13 protein-coding genes are annotated in these 17,081 nt (G+C 54.7%); 7 read left to right on the forward strand and 6 right to left on the reverse strand.

Annotation, left to right across the window (positions count from 1 at the left end; all coding sequences use genetic code 11):
* Positions 1–41 precede the first annotated feature (41 nt).
* Positions 42–683, forward strand: coding sequence for a GntR family transcriptional regulator (locus HHI26_RS18555; protein ID WP_159337786.1), 642 nt, complete (start codon positions 42–44; stop codon positions 681–683).
* 61 nt (positions 684–744) lie between these two features.
* Here the strand turns inward: HHI26_RS18555 and HHI26_RS18560 are convergent, their stop codons facing one another.
* The gene (locus HHI26_RS18560; RefSeq protein ID WP_171149490.1) at positions 745–2,304 is read right to left on the reverse strand and encodes a BCCT family transporter; all 1,560 of its coding nucleotides are present in this window, start codon (positions 2,302–2,304) and stop codon (positions 745–747) included.
* A 160-nt stretch (positions 2,305–2,464) separates the two neighbouring features.
* On the opposite strand from HHI26_RS18560, the gene betI reads away from it, so the two are divergent.
* The 3 genes from betI to betA are packed head-to-tail and all read left to right on the forward strand — an operon-like array spanning position 2,465 to position 6,259.
* Positions 2,465–3,052: a transcriptional regulator BetI gene (gene betI / locus HHI26_RS18565; RefSeq protein WP_133844338.1), complete on the forward strand. Its 588-nt coding sequence runs from the start codon at positions 2,465–2,467 to the stop codon at positions 3,050–3,052.
* Between the two features lie 34 nt (positions 3,053–3,086).
* Positions 3,087–4,559, forward strand: a complete 1,473-nt coding sequence (gene betB, locus HHI26_RS18570) for a betaine-aldehyde dehydrogenase (protein WP_133844336.1) — start codon at positions 3,087–3,089, stop codon at positions 4,557–4,559.
* A 20-nt stretch (positions 4,560–4,579) separates the two neighbouring features.
* Positions 4,580–6,259 carry a choline dehydrogenase gene (gene betA / locus HHI26_RS18575; protein WP_133844334.1) on the forward strand — a complete coding sequence of 560 codons (1,680 nt, stop codon included), beginning with the start codon at positions 4,580–4,582 and terminating at the stop codon, positions 6,257–6,259.
* A gap of 128 nt (positions 6,260–6,387) precedes the next feature.
* On the opposite strand, the gene HHI26_RS18580 is transcribed toward betA, so the two are convergent.
* A complete protein-coding gene (locus HHI26_RS18580) occupies positions 6,388–7,782 on the reverse strand; it encodes an APC family permease (RefSeq protein WP_133844332.1) in 1,395 nt (464 codons plus the stop codon).
* Between the two features lie 180 nt (positions 7,783–7,962).
* Positions 7,963–8,796 carry a helix-turn-helix domain-containing protein gene (locus tag HHI26_RS18585; RefSeq protein ID WP_238337090.1) on the reverse strand — a complete coding sequence of 278 codons (834 nt, stop codon included), beginning with the start codon at positions 8,794–8,796 and terminating at the stop codon, positions 7,963–7,965.
* A gap of 181 nt (positions 8,797–8,977) precedes the next feature.
* Here HHI26_RS18585 and HHI26_RS18590 point away from each other — a divergent pair, with 181 nt between their 5' ends.
* The 3 genes from HHI26_RS18590 to HHI26_RS18600 all read left to right on the forward strand — a co-directional run bounded on the left by HHI26_RS18590 (position 8,978) and on the right by HHI26_RS18600 (position 12,004).
* A complete protein-coding gene (locus HHI26_RS18590; RefSeq protein WP_171149491.1) occupies positions 8,978–10,117 on the forward strand; it encodes a tyramine oxidase subunit B in 1,140 nt (379 codons plus the stop codon).
* Positions 10,118–10,268: 151 nt separating this feature from the next.
* Entirely contained in the window at positions 10,269–10,691 is a 423-nt protein-coding gene (locus HHI26_RS18595; protein WP_133844326.1) for a RidA family protein, read from the forward strand.
* A 20-nt stretch (positions 10,692–10,711) separates the two neighbouring features.
* Positions 10,712–12,004, forward strand: a complete 1,293-nt coding sequence (locus tag HHI26_RS18600) for an FAD-binding oxidoreductase (protein WP_171149492.1) — start codon at positions 10,712–10,714, stop codon at positions 12,002–12,004.
* Here the strand turns inward: HHI26_RS18600 and HHI26_RS18605 are convergent.
* From HHI26_RS18605 to HHI26_RS18615, 3 genes are all read right to left on the reverse strand, one after another.
* Complete coding sequence (locus tag HHI26_RS18605; RefSeq protein ID WP_133844320.1) at positions 11,983–13,065, reverse strand: diguanylate cyclase; 1,083 nt, start codon at positions 13,063–13,065, stop codon at positions 11,983–11,985. The genes HHI26_RS18600 and HHI26_RS18605 overlap by 22 nt on opposite strands.
* Before the next feature lie 135 nt (positions 13,066–13,200).
* Entirely contained in the window at positions 13,201–15,366 is a 2,166-nt protein-coding gene (fhuE, locus tag HHI26_RS18610) for a ferric-rhodotorulic acid/ferric-coprogen receptor FhuE (protein ID WP_241008312.1), read from the reverse strand.
* Between the two features lie 438 nt (positions 15,367–15,804).
* Complete coding sequence (locus HHI26_RS18615; protein ID WP_133844318.1) at positions 15,805–16,821, reverse strand: NAD(P)-dependent alcohol dehydrogenase; 1,017 nt, start codon at positions 16,819–16,821, stop codon at positions 15,805–15,807.
* Between the last annotated feature and the right edge of the window lie 260 nt (positions 16,822–17,081).

The following is a 17,081-nucleotide window of genomic DNA, read 5'->3' on the forward strand; positions in this document are numbered from 1 at the left end:
TGGTATACCATTATTCCAACTGTTTTGTTGAGAATACACTGATGCTGACTAAACCAGGCTCCACGGCAGATGTTATTGCTGCCTCCCTGCGCGACATGATCAATCAGGGCGAACTGCCTGATGGCGCACGCTTGATCGAACGTGAACTGGCCAGTCAGTTTGCCGTTAGCCGCATCCCGCTGCGTGAGGCCATCCAGCAGCTTGAACGCGAAGGAATTGTTGAAACGCAGCGTAACCGAGGTGCTGCTGTCAGAGCCCTAACCGTCGATGATGTGAATGAGATCTACACGCTGCGTGCGCTGCTGGAGGGGGAGGCGATTTATCACAGCGTGATCCACCGCGACGAAGAGACGCTGGCGCGTGTCAGACTGGTTCATCAATTACTGGAGAGTACGGTGAGCGTGCAAAAGCAGGGAGAGCTGAACCGCGAGTTTCACACCCTTCTTTATCGCGGCTGTCATAACGGCAGGCTGTTGAAAATGATCGCAGAGTTATGCGCGCAGATTGAGCGCTACGAATATCTGCAACGCCGACTGCTGGCGGATACTCCCGCGTTCCAGCATGAACATGCCGCCATTCTTGATGCGTATGCGCGCGGGGATGCGCAGCAGGCACGCGAGGAAACCATCAGGCATATTGAGTCTGCCCGGCAGGTGGTACTGACACGAATCTCCCTTCAATAACCCCTGACGTTGATAGTCAGGGGCATTGATGGTTTCAACGATATTGTGCAGTATCGCCAGACTAGCCCTGGCGGTCTGCCTGCATCATCGTCTTATCACCAAATTTCTGCAAATCGCGGTACAGGCTTGCCATATACAGCACGATCACCACAGAGAAGGGTAAGCCACAAATCACGACAGCGGTTTGCATGGCGCTGAAGCTGCCAGCATACAACAGGCCTGCACAGACTAACGTGGTGACAGAAGCCCAGAAAATGCGTAGCCAGGCAGGTGCATCATCGTCATTGGTTCCCCCCTTGCTGGATAGATTAGCAATCATCAGCGTGCCTGAATCGACAGGTGTCAGGAACAGCACAAAACTGATGACAATAGCGAAACCCGCAGTGATTTTAGTGAAGGGGAGGTATTCGAAAAGTTTGAAAACCGCCATAGGGGGATCTTTCAACGCAACCTGACCCAGAATTTTATCTGAATGCTCCAGCACAAGACTGATCGCGGTATTGCCGAAAATAGACAGCCAGGCGAGGGTGAAGCCTAACGGGATCAGCATGACACCCAGGATAAGCTCACGGATGGTACGTCCCTTTGAGATACGGGCAATAAACAAGCCGACAAACGGTGCCCAGGCAACCCACCACGCCCAGTAGAAAAGCGTCCATGCACCCTGCCAGCGACGCGCTTTGCCATAGAGATACACATCAAAACTCTTCCCGACAATCGATGTCAGGTAATCGCCCGTATTCTGAAGCATCCCGTTGATCAGATTGAGCGTTGGGCCGGTGACGAAGACGAACAGCAACAGTAAGCACAGGAAGCCAACGTTGATGTTAGAGAGCATCGCGATGCCTTTCTCGACGCCGGTGACGGCGGCTAGCGTTGCCACAATCATCATCACAACAATCAGTATCAACAGCACATGTGGCGTTTGTGGGATATCAAACAGATAGTGCAGGCCGGAGTTCACCAGCAATGCCCCGATACCGAGGTTAGTGACCATCGAAATCACAGTGACCAGAATGCCAAAGCTGTCGACTAAATGCCCGGCCCAGCCGTGAACCCTCTCGCCAAAAATAGGGTAAAGGGCCGAACGCAGCGCCAGAGGCAATCCGCGGCAGTAAGCAAAATAGGCCAGTGCTGTGGCGATGAGCGCATACAGCGCCCAGCCGTGAAGGCCCCAGTGCAGGAATGTAATCGCCATTGCCTGACGGGCGGCCTCAGGCGTTCCCCCCTGGCCTTCTGGCGGTTGCAGAAAGTGGTCCAGTGGCTCATAGGCACCGTAATACACCAGTGCGATTCCAATACCCGCTGAGAAAAGCATGGCAATCCATGAAGGGTAACTAAACTGCGGTGCTTCCCCCTCCTCGCCCAGTCTGATGTGCCCGAAGCGGGAAAGGGCAAGCCAGAATACAAAAATCATGCACGCGATCATCAGCAGCATGTAGTACCAGCCAAACACATCCGCCATCCAGATTTGGGCGCTGTTAAGCCATTGATGGCTTCCGGTAGGAAACATCACCACCAGCAGTCCTAACAGCAGGATAACGACAGCAGAGCTAAAAAAAACGGGAGCATTCAGTCTGATCGGTGCATGGCCGATCGGTTTTGGCGCGATCTCAGTCATATGAACAGTTCCATGGTGTAAAGCGTAAAATCCATCTTATAAAGACATGGTCATTAACATTTAATAACCACGCCTTTGACATTTTCGTAGCATAATGTAGATTGATTGAACGTTCAATCAGTGAATTTTAAATGTGTGGTCGCTGCCACCTGGAGTTGAAATGTCCCGTAAAGCCATACCTGAACAACGCAAAGAGCAGTTGATCACTGCGGCCTTCGAAACCATAGGTGACGTCGGTTTAGCGGGTGTGACGTTATCTCAGGTCGCCAGCCAGGCAGGGATGTCTACGGGTATTGTCAGCCACTACTTTGGCGACAAAGACGGTTTGTTAAACGCCACGATGCGCCGCATCCTGTGCGACCTGCACGATGCAGTGGCTACCTGCCGGAGTAGCGCGCAGGACACCCCTGAAGCGCAACTGTTCGCCATTATCGAAGGCAACTTTCACCGCAGCCAGACCAGCGGAACATCAATGCGTGCCTGGCTTGATTTCTGGGCAGCAAGTCTGCATCAGCCCGCGTTACGTCGTTTGCAGCGGGTCAACGATCACCGACTGTATTCCAACATTTGCTGCCAGTTTCGCCGCTGTTTACCGCAGGACGAAGCACGCAGAGCTGCCCGAGGCCTGGCGGCAATGATTGACGGATTATGGCTACGCGGTAGCCTGGCTGGCATCGATTTTAATGCACGGAAGGCATGCGAAATTGCCTTCGACTATGTTGAAAATAAGCTAAGTAACAGAATCTGAATCCCCAAGCCAACTGACAAAAGGAACCGTACTGATGGCGAAACTCCCCCTGCAACAACTTTATATTGATGGTCGTTTGACTGACGCCAGTGGCCCAGAGACGTTTGAAACGATCAACCCGGCAAACGGTGAGGTGCTGGCTGAGGTGCAGCGCGCAACCGAGGACGATGTTGAACGAGCGGTCACGAGTGCAGAACGTGGCCAAAAAATCTGGGCCTCAATGACCGGAACGGAGCGTTCACGTATTTTGTTACGTGCCGTAGACATCCTGCGTGAACGCAATGATGAGCTGGCCCACCTGGAGACGCTGGATACCGGCAAGCCTTTCTCTGAAACTTCGGTTGTCGATATCGTCACGGGCGCGGATGTGCTGGAGTATTACGCTGGCCTGGCAACATCCATTGAAGGTGAGCAGTATCCGCTACGCGATAGCAGCTTCTTCTATACGCGGCGTGAACCGCTGGGCGTGACGGCCGGGATCGGTGCCTGGAACTATCCGATCCAGATTGCGTTGTGGAAATCGGCCCCCGCGCTTGCCGCAGGTAACGCGATGATTTTCAAACCTAGCGAAGTGACTCCGCTGACCGCACTTAAACTGGCTGAGATCTACACGCAGGCGGGTCTGCCAGATGGTGTATTTAACGTGGTTCAGGGGGCAGGGCGTTTAGTCGGTGAATGGTTAACACAGCACCCACGTATTGAAAAAATTTCCTTCACTGGCGGTATTGAAACCGGTAAGAAAGTCATGGCCAGCGCGGCGGCTTCATCGCTTAAAGACGTCACGATGGAGTTGGGCGGCAAGTCACCGCTGCTGATTCTGGCCGATGCTGATATCGAACTGGCCGCAGACATCGCAATGATGGCGAATTTCTACAGCTCCGGGCAGGTGTGTACCAACGGGACACGCGTGTTTGTGCATCGTTCACAGAAAGCCGCACTGGAAAAGGCGCTGGAAATTCGCGTTAAGCGTATTCGCATGGGGGAACCAATGGATCCCCGCACCAATTTCGGTCCGCTGACCAGTTTTTCCCATATGGAAAATGTCCTGCGCTATATCGACAGCGGCAAAGCGGAAGGGGCACGTTTATTGTGCGGTGGTGCGCGCGAAACATCAGGCATTTTTGCACAAGGTGCTTACGTTCAGCCGACGATTTTCACCGACTGCGAAGATCATCACACCATCGTCAAAGAAGAGATTTTTGGGCCGGTCATGAGCATTCTGACCTGGGACGATGAGCAGGAAGCCATTGACCGTGCGAACAATACCCACTTTGGCCTGGCGGCAGGTGTCATCACACGCGATCTGGCAAAAGCTCACCGCACCATTCATCAGTTAGAAGCCGGTATCTGCTGGATCAACAGTTGGGGAGAATCGCCTGCGCAAATGCCGGTAGGCGGCTACAAACAATCCGGTGTTGGACGTGAAAATGGGATAAGCACGCTCGCCCATTACACGCGTATCAAGTCAATCCAGGTTGAGTTGGAACGCTATCAATCTGTTTTTTAAATAAGGACATTGAGGTTTTTATGACGACTATCAGGGAATATGACTACATCATTATTGGTGCGGGTTCAGCGGGTAACGTACTGGCGACGCGCCTGACAGAAGACGCTGATGTCAGCGTGCTGTTACTGGAAGCCGGAGGCCCGGACTACCGTCAGGACTTCCGTACGCAGATGCCTGCGGCACTGGCTTATCCGTTACAGGGACGGCGCTATAACTGGGCCTATCTGACCGATCCAGAACCCTTTATGGACAACCGACGCATGGAGTGCGGTCGTGGTAAAGGGCTGGGCGGATCGTCGCTGATCAATGGGATGTGTTACATCCGTGGTAATGCCATGGATTATGACGGCTGGGCGAAACAGAAAGGTCTGGAAAACTGGAGTTATCTTGACTGCCTGCCGTACTTCAAAATAGCGGAACGCCGCGATATTGGCGGCAATGATTATCATGGTGACTGTGGTCCTGTCAGCGTGACTACGCCAAAACACGATAACAACGTGCTTTACCACGCAATGGTTGAAGCGGGTGTGCAGGCAGGTTATCCGCGTACTGACGATTTAAATGGTTACCAGCAGGAAGGTTTTGGCCCGATGGATCGCACCGTAACGCCACATGGGCGTCGTGCGAGTACCGCACGGGGCTATCTGGACATGGCGCGTCAACGTCCAAACCTGACGATTGAAATCCATGCCGTGACCGATCGTATTTTGTTTGAGAACAAACGGGCGACCGGAGTGGCCTGGCTACAAAAAGAGATCCCGCACTCGGCACGTGCGCGACGTGAAGTGTTGCTTTGTGCGGGGGCGATTGCTTCTCCGCAAATCCTGCAACGCTCAGGCGTTGGCCCGGGTGAGCTGTTAAAAAGCCTGGATATTCCAGTTGTTCACGATCTGCCCGGTGTTGGCGCAAACTTGCAGGATCATCTGGAAATGTATTTGCAGTATGAGTGCATGCAGCCCGTTTCGCTGGTTCCTGCGCTGAAGCTGCATAATAAGCCGTTGATTGGTGCGGAGTGGATGTTTATGGGGAGGGGTATTGGTGCCAGTAACCATTTTGAAGCGGGCGGATTTATTCGCAGCCACGAAGAGTTTGAATGGCCAAATATTCAATATCATTTCCTGCCGATCGCGATTAACTATAACGGCTCGAATCCGATTAAAGTCCATAGCTTCCAGGCACACGTAGGTTCGATGCGTTCAATGAGTCGTGGCCGTGTGCAGGTCACCTCGAAGAACCCGCATGACCATCCGAGTATCCTGTTTAACTATATGTCCCAGGATCAGGACTGGCGTGAATTCCGTGCGGCTATTCGCCTTACGCGTGAAATCATCCAGCAGCGTGCGCTGGATCCTTATCGTGGCAAGGAAATTTCGCCGGGTGCGAGCTGTCAAAGTGATGCCGACCTGGACCGTTTTGTCCGCGAGCATGCTGAAACGGCCTATCACCCCTCCTGTTCGAATGCGATGGGTTATCATGAAATGGCCGTGGTTGGACATGATGGCAAAGTGCATGGCATGGAGAACCTGCGCATCGTGGATGCCTCCATTATGCCGCGCATCACCACCGGAAACCTTAACGCGCCAACGATCATGATCGCTGAAAAAATAGCCGATATGATCCGTGGGCGTCCGCCACTGGCCCGTAGTGACGTTCCGTACTATGTGGCTAATGGTGCACCTGTACGGCGTGTTCGGGATTAAATAAGCGTATTCAAAGTAACGTGTTCACAGAACGCTTCCGACCTGTAAAGGCGGGAGCGTTCTGCTGTCCGGGGCGGCAATAAAACACCGTCGCCGCCATTCGTATTGCATTCCGCGAGTCCGGCCTCTCAGGCCGGGAGTGTACGTCCTTTGCGCTTCACTGACATCGCATAGCCTGCCGCTGAACAAACCGCGATAAACCACGGGATGAGCTGCACCAGCTTCGAGTCGCTGCCGCTCAGAATTTGCAAATTGTTGATCACCAGAATAATAGTGACTGACATCGCTGTCATGGCCAGCAGTGGTGCCCAGAAGACCTGCCAGGCGCTATTATTGTGGTGCTCTAAACGGCGGAAGAACAGGATCACCGCCGCCGATACACCCACCTGCAATACCAGAATCGACAGCGTGGCGATCGCCGATCCAAAGGCAAAAATCTGTGCCATTGGGTCAAGGTCGATGCTGCCCATGCCCACCAGCATCATCAGTAGGATCACGCTGTGCACGTGGCTGGCTTTGTGCGGTGTGCCGTTGGTCGGATGTGTCTCGCACAGCTCTTTCCAGATCAGGCCATCACGGCTGATACTGAAAATGTAGCGTGAAATATTATTATGAAATGCCATCGCTGCCGCGAACAGGCTGGTGATCAGCAGCACCGACATGGTCTCCACCGCCCACTGGCCGACATACTGACGGGTAATATCAAAGACGAAGTTGCCGGGGTCTTTACGCGCAATCTCCACCAGCTGATCGATGTCATACGCCTGCACCAGCGCCCAGCTGGTAAAGCAGAAAAAGACGGTGATCAGCAGCAAAGCACAGATCGTGGCACGCGGTACGGTTTTATGCGGATCGCGGCACTCTTCGGCATAGATGGCAGTGGATTCGAAGCCGATAAACGAGGCAATCGAGAACATAAAGGCAATGCCGAGGTTACCCTGCATAAACACGGAAGGTTCAAACGAGCTGATATTGAGATCGCCGGATTTTTTGATCAGTAGCATCACATCGGTCAGCAGGACGATAGCCACTTCTGCCACCATCAGCACGCCCAGCAGCTTACCGCCCACCTCCACGCGCTTAATGCCCAGCACCCAGGCAATCACCACAAACAGCATACTCAGCGCCCACCAGGGAATATGCACGCCCAGATGCTGCTCAACAAACAGCTGGCTAAAGAAGCCGAGCATCGCCACCACGGCCGTTTGCACCGAGAAGTAGGCGATCAGTGCCAGCACTGAGGCCGACGCCCCCCAGTTTTCCCCCAGCCCTTTCGAAATATAGGTATAGAACGCGCCCGCGTCGCTGACATGGCGGCTCATGGCGATATAGCCGACCGAGAAGATCATCAAAATGGCGCAGGCCATAATATAGATCACAGGAATACCGCCGCCGTTCCCGGTGAACATAGCCACCGGAAGTCCGCCGACCACGCCGGTCAGGGGAGAGGCTGCCGCCACAACAAAGAAGACCAGGGAAAATAAGCCCAGGGTATTTTTTCTTAAACCGGTAGAGTTGCTCATCGCCAGCGCCTTAGATGACAGTGAAATCGTACTCAGGAAGTGTTCTTCCGAGGCCAGGTACTGCTGGCATCATTTATCAGTGACGGCGGGTGCGGATAGAAAAAATCGGACAGCACCAGGGTGCAACAGTCGCACTGTTTTAGTGCTACTTCACGCTAACCTGGCGCTAACTTTTCGCCCTTAGTGATAACGAATACGCTCGCCCCACGCACCGAGCAGGGTCTGACGCTGATAGTCGAGTGGTGTGGTACTGATCAGCTTTTTAAACTCGCGCAGGAAGTGCGACTGGTCGCTGAAACCGAGGTCGAGCGCCAGGTCAGAAAACGACACCGGCCCTTGCTGGTGCAGGGAATGCAGTGCCGCCTGGCAGCGCATAATGCGGCCAAACGCCTTGGGTGACATGCCAGTATCCTGACGAAACTGGCGCTGAATGGTGCGGCAGGTATAGCCGGTTAACGCCTCCAGATGCTCCACGCGGATATTGCCTTTCTGTTGCAGGATGGTATGAATGATCGTTGCGGTGACCAATGACGTTTTGCGTACCAGGCGCGGAGTGAAATGGGTGTTAAACAGGGCGATCTGCTGTAAAAACAGTGGGGTACGCAGGATTTGTTCGCAGGCCTGGCGTGCATCCGGCACCACATCGAAGAAGTTAAACTCACGATCTGTCAGCTCCTCTGCCATCACATCGAGAAAATCCGGGGTCACTCCCGGCGCAAAGCGCACGCCAAAATAGCGGTGGTTGCGGTTCAGCGCAGCACTGCGTGCCGCAAGCGTAGTACCGCACACTCTCGCCACAGGATGCGTAGCATCACAGTCAAACACGATATCCACGCAGCCATCCGGCACTGCCAGCGTCAGGCTGGCCGACTCGGCGACTTCAAAGCTATAGAAATGGGAAATCGCCGGATGGCTGCTGGCCTTCAGTGAGTAGTGTTTGGCTGCACTGAGAACAAACCAGGGTTGCTGCGGTTGAATATCGGCCGCCGAATGTGAAGCCAGAGTGTTTGACATAAGACGAGTCCTGCAACAGGGATGACAAACCCTCACTGCAATTCGGGTGCCACTTTCCGTTTGTCGATTCGCCCTCATGTCGCAAAAGTTCAATACAGGCCGGAAGATCCCTCGTTATTTTCATGGTGTAGCGCAACGTCGACCGCGCAACGTCATTCACTCATTTAACGGGGTAACCGGCATGTCTGACTCAACTAAAATCGATTTCATCTACCTTTCAGAACCGGACATGATCCGCGCCGGAGTCACCGATATGCCCGCCTGCGTGGATACGATGGAAGAGATGTTTGGCCTGCTGTATCAGGGCGACTATCGCATGGCAGGATCGAACAACGACTCGCACGGTGCGATGGTCACCTTCCCGGAGGACTCACCGTTCCCGACCATGCCGAAACCCACCGCCGATCGCCGTTTAATGGCGATGCCTGCCTACCTGGGCGGCAGTTTTTGTACCGCTGGCGTCAAATGGTACGGCTCGAATATTGCCAACCGCCAGAAAGGGCTGCCGCGTTCCATCCTGATGTTCACGCTGAACGATGCCGATACAGGCGCCCCGCTGGCGCATATGTCCGCCAACCTGCTTTCGGCCTACCGTACAGGCGCTGTCCCTGGCGTGGGCGCCCGCCATTTAGCGCGCAAAGATGCAAAAGTGATTGGTCTGCTGGGGCCTGGCGTGATGGGCAAAACCGCCGTCGCGGCGTTTATCGCCGTCTGCCCACTGATCGACACCATTAAAATCAAAGGACGCGGGCAGAACAGTCTGGACACCTTTATCTTCTGGATCACCGTGACGTTCCCGCAGATCACCACCATTGAGGTGGTCGACAGCCTGGAAGCGGTGGTGCGCGGGTCGGATATCGTCACCTATTGCAGCTCTGGCGAAGTGGGCGACCCGTCTACCTACCCGCTGGTGAAACGTGAATGGGTAAAACCCGGTGCATTTCTGGCGATGCCTGCGTTGTGCAATATCGATGAAGGCATGGAACAGGCCGATGTCCGCAAAGTGCTGGATAACACGGGGCTCTATCACGCCTGGTATGAAGAAGTGCCCAAACCCGCGCATCACACCATCCCGGTGATTGGCGTGCGCTTTATGGACATGGTGGCGGAAGGCAAGCTGACCCACGCGCAGTTAGAAGACATCGGCAAGATTGTCGCCGGAGATGCACCCGGCCGTCAGAACGACGACGAGATCATCATTATGTCGGTGGGCGGGATGCCGGTAGAGGACGTGGCGTGGGGCACGGTGGTTTACCGCAATGCGCTGGAGAAAGGTATTGGCGTGAAGCTGAATCTGTGGGAAACCCCAGAATTACATTAATCCTCGTCATCCTTGACGCTGCAACGGCGTTGGCTGCGCACATTCACCCCGGTCACTTACCTGAGTAAGCTCCCGGGGATTCATGTCCTTGCCGCCTTGTCGCAACGCCAATGATTTAGAGGATGGTCTGCATATATCAAAAGGAAGAAAAATGACTCAGATAACCAAAGTAAAAACCGGATCGATTTTTGAAGAGAAGGCCAGCTACTCGCGCATTGTGGCAGTGGATAACTGGATTTTCGTGTCGAACACCGCCGGACGTAACCCGCAAAGCAAAGAAATTCCTGAGGATATCAGCGAACAGACGCATCAGGTGTTCGCCAATATCGAACAGGCACTGGCAGCCGTAGATGCCTCGCTGGCCGATGTGGTGATGTCGCGCGTCTTTATTCAGGACCCGCAGGACGTGCCGACGGTGATGGCGATTATTGGCGACAAGTTTCGCGGGATAAACCCGGCTTCGACGGTCACCTGCCCGCCGCTTGGCTCCACCGTGTATAAAGTGGAGCTGGAAGTGACCGCGTATCGTGGTGCCTCTGCGGCAAATGTTGTCGAACTCACCGTGGCGCTGTAACGCCCGCTAAGAAGGTATGTATGGCCCCTGTGATCACCCCGGTTCAGACCGCCACGACATTGCCCCTTGCCACCAACGTCGTGGTGATTGGCGGCGGTATCGTCGGGTTAACCGCCGCGCTGGCGCTGGCAGAACGTAATATTCCCGTTGTACTGTTGGAAAAAGGCCGCCTGGCGGGGGAGCAATCTTCACGTAACCTCGGCTGGGTGCGTAAAACCAGCCGCATGGCCGATGATATTCCCCTGGCACTGGCTGCCGACCGCCTGTGGGCCGCAATGCCGGAGCGCACCGGGCAGGATGTAGGTTATCGCCAGGCGGGCATTATGTTTGTCGGCCGAACTGATGTGCAGATGGCGATGCATGAGGGCTGGCTGAAATCGGTTGAGCATCTTGGCCTGGATTCACAGTTACTGACGGCGCAGCAGATTGCGGCGCGGGTGCCGGGCGGCCGGGGCAACTGGGCGGGAGGGATTTATACCCCATCCGATGGCCGGGCCGAACCGACGCTGGCTTCCAGCGCCATCGCTCGCGCGGCCATTGCCAAAGGGGTGACGATCGTTGAGAACTGCGCGGTACGTACCCTGTCGCTGGCGGGGGGTAACGTCAGTGGCGTGGTGACGGAAAAGGGTGAGATCCGCTGCGAGCAGGTGCTGCTGGCGGGCGGGCTGTGGTCACGACGTTTTCTCGGTAACCTCGGTGTTTCGCTGCCAACGCTGCCGCTGATCTGCTCAGTATTGCGCACCACGCCGATGGAAGGGCCGACAGACATTGCCGTGGGTGCACCGGATTTCTCGTTTCGTAAGCATCATGACGGCGGCTTTATCATTACTCAACGCGGTGCGCTGGATGCCTCGCTGACGCTGGACCATCTGTTAATCGGTTCGCGCTACCTGCAACAGTTGCGCACGCAGCGCAGCTTCCTGCGTATCTCCGTCGGGAAAAATTTTGTCAGGGATCTGGCGTTGCCGCGTCGCTGGAAAGCCCATGGCCGTTCGCCGTTTGAACAGGTTCGCACGCTGGACCCGCAGGTGAACCCGGTGCTGAATCAGGAAGCGATGACCAACCTGAGAGCCGCCTGGCCCGCGTTTGAAAAGGCAGTGATTGCGGATGCCTGGGCCGGAGCTATTGATGTCACCCCGGATTCGAACCCGGTGATTGGTCGGGTGGCGAAAATTCCGGGTCTGACGCTGGCAACAGGATTTTCAGGGCATGGGTTCGGGACGTCACCGGCGGCGGGGCAGTTGGCTGCCGATCTGGTGTCGGCTGCAGCGCCGATTATCGATCCGCGCCCTTATCGGTTTGAGAGGTTCTGAGGCTCCGGCTGCCAGAGCTGGATGCCATCGCGGCCCGTGCGTTTGACGTTGTACAGCGCCTGGTCGGCATTCCGCAGCCACTGATGAATGGAGTCTGCTTTGGCCGCCGGGGCAATGCCGATGCTCACCGAACACTGAAAGTTCGGTGACGCCGGTAGCTGTATTTGAGCAATTTTCTCTTTCAGCGCCGCCGCCAGTATCACAATGCTGTTACTGTCGGCATCGCGCACAATCACCCCCAGTTCATCACCCCCAAAACGGGCGGGAATATCCCGGATGCCCACTTCCGTGCGCAGCAGCATGGAGATTTCTGCCAGCAGATAATCCCCGGCTTCATGGCCGAAACGATCATTCACCTGTTTGAAATTATCCACATCCAGCAACAGAAGCCAGGCATGGCTGTCACCGCGCTGGGTACGCAGATATTCGCTTTCCAGGCGGCGGTCAAACAGGCGGCGGTTAGGGATTTTCAGGCTGGGGTCCATCAGTGAAATGCGTTCCAGCTCGCGGTTTTTACGGCGCAGGCTCAGGGTTAACTGATAGGACACGGCGCTCAGCACCATCATATAGCAGGTAGCCAGCGGCAGCGACAGCCACACCGTGCGGGTGCTGAAGGTCAGCTGTAATGGCATACCGGCCACGCTCCAGGTGGGAATAAAGGCCAGCAGAAACGCGGCAAGCGCAGGTCTTAACTGCGCCCAGCCACCGGCGGCATAGCGATCAGACGCCAGCACCGCCATGATAATCAGTGACGGCAGCGGGCTGATGCCCATCAGGGCTACCCAGACACCCCCAAAGGCGGCATCAATGGTGAGGTTTCGCCGTTCGGTGGCGGTCGGATCGCTGGACGAGTGTGCCAGTATCCATGCAATGACCGGCCAGATAAAAGCGTTAATACTGAGCAAAATGGTCAGCCACATGCCCCGACCCAGCTCCAACAGCACCGACAGGATAGGGAAAAAACACAAAAAGGTGCCCAATTGCCGCATGGCGAACATGCGACGAATAAAGCGCTCAGAGCGCTGTTTTAATTGTCTGTCATCAGGTGAGTAATAGTGCATGAATAAGCGACATTGTGCCGATCGATGGTGCAGTGTAATCGGAAAAAAAGTCACGCGTTGGTATTTTTATCAGGGCGGGGTAACAATGCCAGCCGCGATAGCAGGCTGGCATTGTAGAGAAGGGAATTTATCTAATTAAAACGAGTAGTTAGCAGATATTGTGAAGTTACGCGGTGCGCCATAAACCACGTAAGTTCCCATATAATCGTAATACTCTTTATCGAACAGATTGTTAATGTTTGCCTGTACGGAAACCTGCCTGGTCACCTGGTAGCGGCTGAACAGATTTACCAGCGTCACAGGGGACTGATCGATGTAGTCACTCCCTGCCGGGCCGCCTGCAACAGTGGCCCAGGTTTTATTCTGCCAGTTAACACCCCCACCTACGGTCAGGTCCTGCAACATCGGCAGACGATAGCTGGTAAACAGCTTAGCGGTGGTGCGTGGTACTTCCGGCATCACGGCGGTGCCGTTACGTTGTTCTGCAATGTAGCGAGATGCACCGAAGGTCATCTGCCAGTTATCGGTCAGCGCACCGTTCACTTCAAACTCTACGCCACGGCTGACGGCATCGACTTCGTCATAGGCATATTCAGTGGTATTAGGAATATAGACGTAACTGTTGACACCCAGGCCGTTCTGTTCGGTACGGAAGAGCGATAGCGTGGCCGTCAGGCGGCTGTTATTCCAATCCCCTTTCAGGCCTGTTTCGTAGCTTTTCCCGGTCACCGGGCTAAGGTACTTCGCATCGCTGCTACGCGAGGTCTGCGGCTGGAAGATACTGGTGTAGCTGGCGTATACCGAGTAAGTGTCGTTAATGTCGTACGTCAGGCCCGCATAAGGAGCGACCTTATCGCTATTGTTACTGCCTGAAGTGCCGTTAGCGCTCCAGTCGGTATAACGTGCGCCCACTAACAGTGACAGCGGGTCCGTCAGAGAGAAGCGGGCGGCGGTATAGACTGATTTCTGACGGATAGTATCAGCCAGAGAGTTTGTCCACGGTGACCACGTACCTTCTGTGACGTTACCGTTCCAGTTGCGGTAATCACCGATATTGACCCCTGTCAGGTCAGAGACGCTATTGAAGAAGGTATTTTCCTGTTTGCTGTAGCTGCCACCGACCATCAGCTGATGTGTACGGCCAAACAAATCGAACGGGCCATTGGCATACAGATCGGCGCTGTCTGTAGTGCGGCGGCCTTTGTTCCAGCCACTGTACAGAACGGAGCCGGTACCGGTTGTTTTATCCGGGTAGCCATCGGCATACATCAGACGGGTGTCAAAGTTAGTTCTGGTATGGCTGCCGCTGACCTGGGCCTGCCATCCGCTATCAAATTTCTGCGTCAGAGTCGCGAAAAACTTATTCGATTCTTTATCGCTATAAGTCCAGTCAGCACCTGAGTTGAAGCTGCGATCGAAGTTTGTGCGCTCGCCATTGCTGAAGAACGTCGGGATCCCGCCCCAGCTTGGATCTTCACTGCTGCTGGACTGATAGTCCCATCCCAGTGACAGCTGAGTTGAATCGGTCAAATCAGCATCCACTACCGTGGTCAGGAATTTCTTACGCGCGTGATAACGGTCCAGCCAGGTATCGTTCTCCTGGTATCCGCCAATGGCACGGGCACGCACAGTGCCGGATTCATTTAACGGCACGGTGATATCACCCACGTAGCGCTGTTTATCCCAGCTGCCGGTTTCAGCAGACAGGCTGCCCGTCAGTACTTTGCTGTCGGCGTGTTTACGAACCATATTGATAGAGGCTGACGGATTACCGGAACCCAGCGCCAGGCTGTTCGCCCCACGAATCACTTCAACACGGTCATAGATGGCGGTGTCTGAACGGGCATCACCCAGATCCCAGACATCGGTCACGACTGTCGGTACGCCGTCGAACAGGTAGTTATTAATCAGGAAGCCGCGTGAATAATAATTTGAACGATCGGAGTCGATATTGGAGGCGGACACACCGACGGTATTGTTCAGCACCTCGCCAACAGTTTGTAATCCCTGATCCTGCATACGCTGCTTACTGACGATAGAAACAGACTGGGGAATATCACGCAGCGTCAGCGGCATCTTAGTGCCCGCTGACGTCACCGGAACGCTGTAGTCGGTGACGTCCTGCTGTGCAGTCGCATTAACATTCGCTTCAACGGTCAGTGTGTCAGTTTTGGCGTTGTCGGCGGCAAAGGCAGGCTGCAATGCCGACATTACCAACAGTGCGGCAACAGACGGGGTGAAAATACGTGATGCAGATAATGGCGCTGAGTGAGGCTGCTTACGGGATTCAGAGTGAGACATTGGCACGATCATTCCTGGAATAAGTTGCTGATGTTGAGTCAATACCTGCACCGGGCACGAAAATATCTACCGGTTATCCCTAGGCGGTATTGGCACGCTGACTTATCCATGATTTGACGGTGAGGTCCATTGGCACTGCAATCAGACAAGATTCTGCCTGTAATGGGAAAGCAAATGAGAACTATAATTATTTGAATATAGGATGTAAATAAATATTGCATGAAGGGTGAACTAAAACGGGAACAAGGAGTCTGCCGATGAAACGGGTCGGGCATGCCCGACCCCTACAATGGATGATGCCGGGGACCTCGCAGGGGGCATGCTGACCCCTGGAATGGATGATGCCGGGGATCTCGCAGGGGCATGCTGGCCCCTGGAATGGATGATGCCGGGGATCTCGTAGGGGCGGGGCATGCCCCGCCCGTTACGATCAACGGCTTAAAAATCCGCTTTCAATACCACGCGGAAATTGGCTTTTCCGGCGCGCACATGGTCCAGCGCATCGTTAATTTTCGACATCGGGAAATACTCGACGTGCGGCGCGATATCGCGACGTGACGCCAGCTTCAGCAGCGAACGCAGCTGGCCCGGCGATCCGGTAGACGAACCGGTCACTGCTTTGTCGCCCATGATCAAATCAAATGCGCCCACTTGGAACGGCTTCATCACGGCACCCACGGTGTGGAATTTGCCTTTCGGTGCCAGGGCATCGAAGTACGGTTTCCAGTCAAGGTCAACGGCAACGGTGCTGAGGATCAGGTCGAAACGGCCCGCCTGTGACTTCAACGCTTCCGGGTCACGGCTGTTGATCACTTCATCGGCACCCAGATCCAGGATGGACTGCTTTTTATCCGGTGTGGAGCTGAATGCGACCACTTCAGCGCCCATCGCCCGCAGAATCTTAATCGCGATATGGCCAAGACCGCCAATGCCGATGACGCCGACGCGGCTGGTGGCGGTAATGTTGCTCATCAGCAGTGGTTTAAACACGGTGATCCCCCCACACAGCAGTGGGCCTGCGGTCGCCGCATCCAGGCTTTCTGGTAATGGGATCACCCACTGCCAGTCTGCACGCAGCTTCTCGGCGAAACCGCCGTTATTCAGAATTGTCGGGATGGTTCCCTGTTCGCAGTTCACCTGCTCACCGTTAATGCAGGCATCGCAGTGCTGACAGCTTTTCGCCGTCCAGCCAATGCCCACGCGCTGACCCACAGACAGTCCTTTGTTTTTTGCCGCATCCCCGAGCGCGGAGACACGTCCGATCACTTCATGACCGCCGATAGTCGGGTACTGAGAGATGCCCCATTCGTTATCGATCATCGACAAATCGGAATGGCAGACGCCACAGTATTCCACCTCGACTTCCACTTCCTCTGCACTCAGCGCGCCTGCGTCGAACTCATACAGCTCCAGAGCCTGTCCTGCTTTCATTGCTGCGTAGCTTTTAATTTTCACTTAATACCTCAGATTCAGTTTACGGTCAGGGCGAAGTGTAGCGCTATGAGGGCAGAAAGTTGGATTTTTGCCGCACAAACTGCCCATCTGCGCCGATGAATGGGGATAATTTAGCCATTCCCTCCTGATTGAAGGGTGAAAAGTGTACGCCAGTTTTGCCGCAAAAAGTGCGATATCCCTCTTACATGGTTCACTGTAATTCACTATTACCTTAGAGAAATCCTAATTCTGAAAAAATATCTTTCAGATAATCTGAGTGG

The organism is Erwinia sp. JH02, from assembly GCF_013074405.1.
GTDB lineage: Bacteria > Pseudomonadota > Gammaproteobacteria > Enterobacterales > Enterobacteriaceae > Erwinia > Erwinia rhapontici.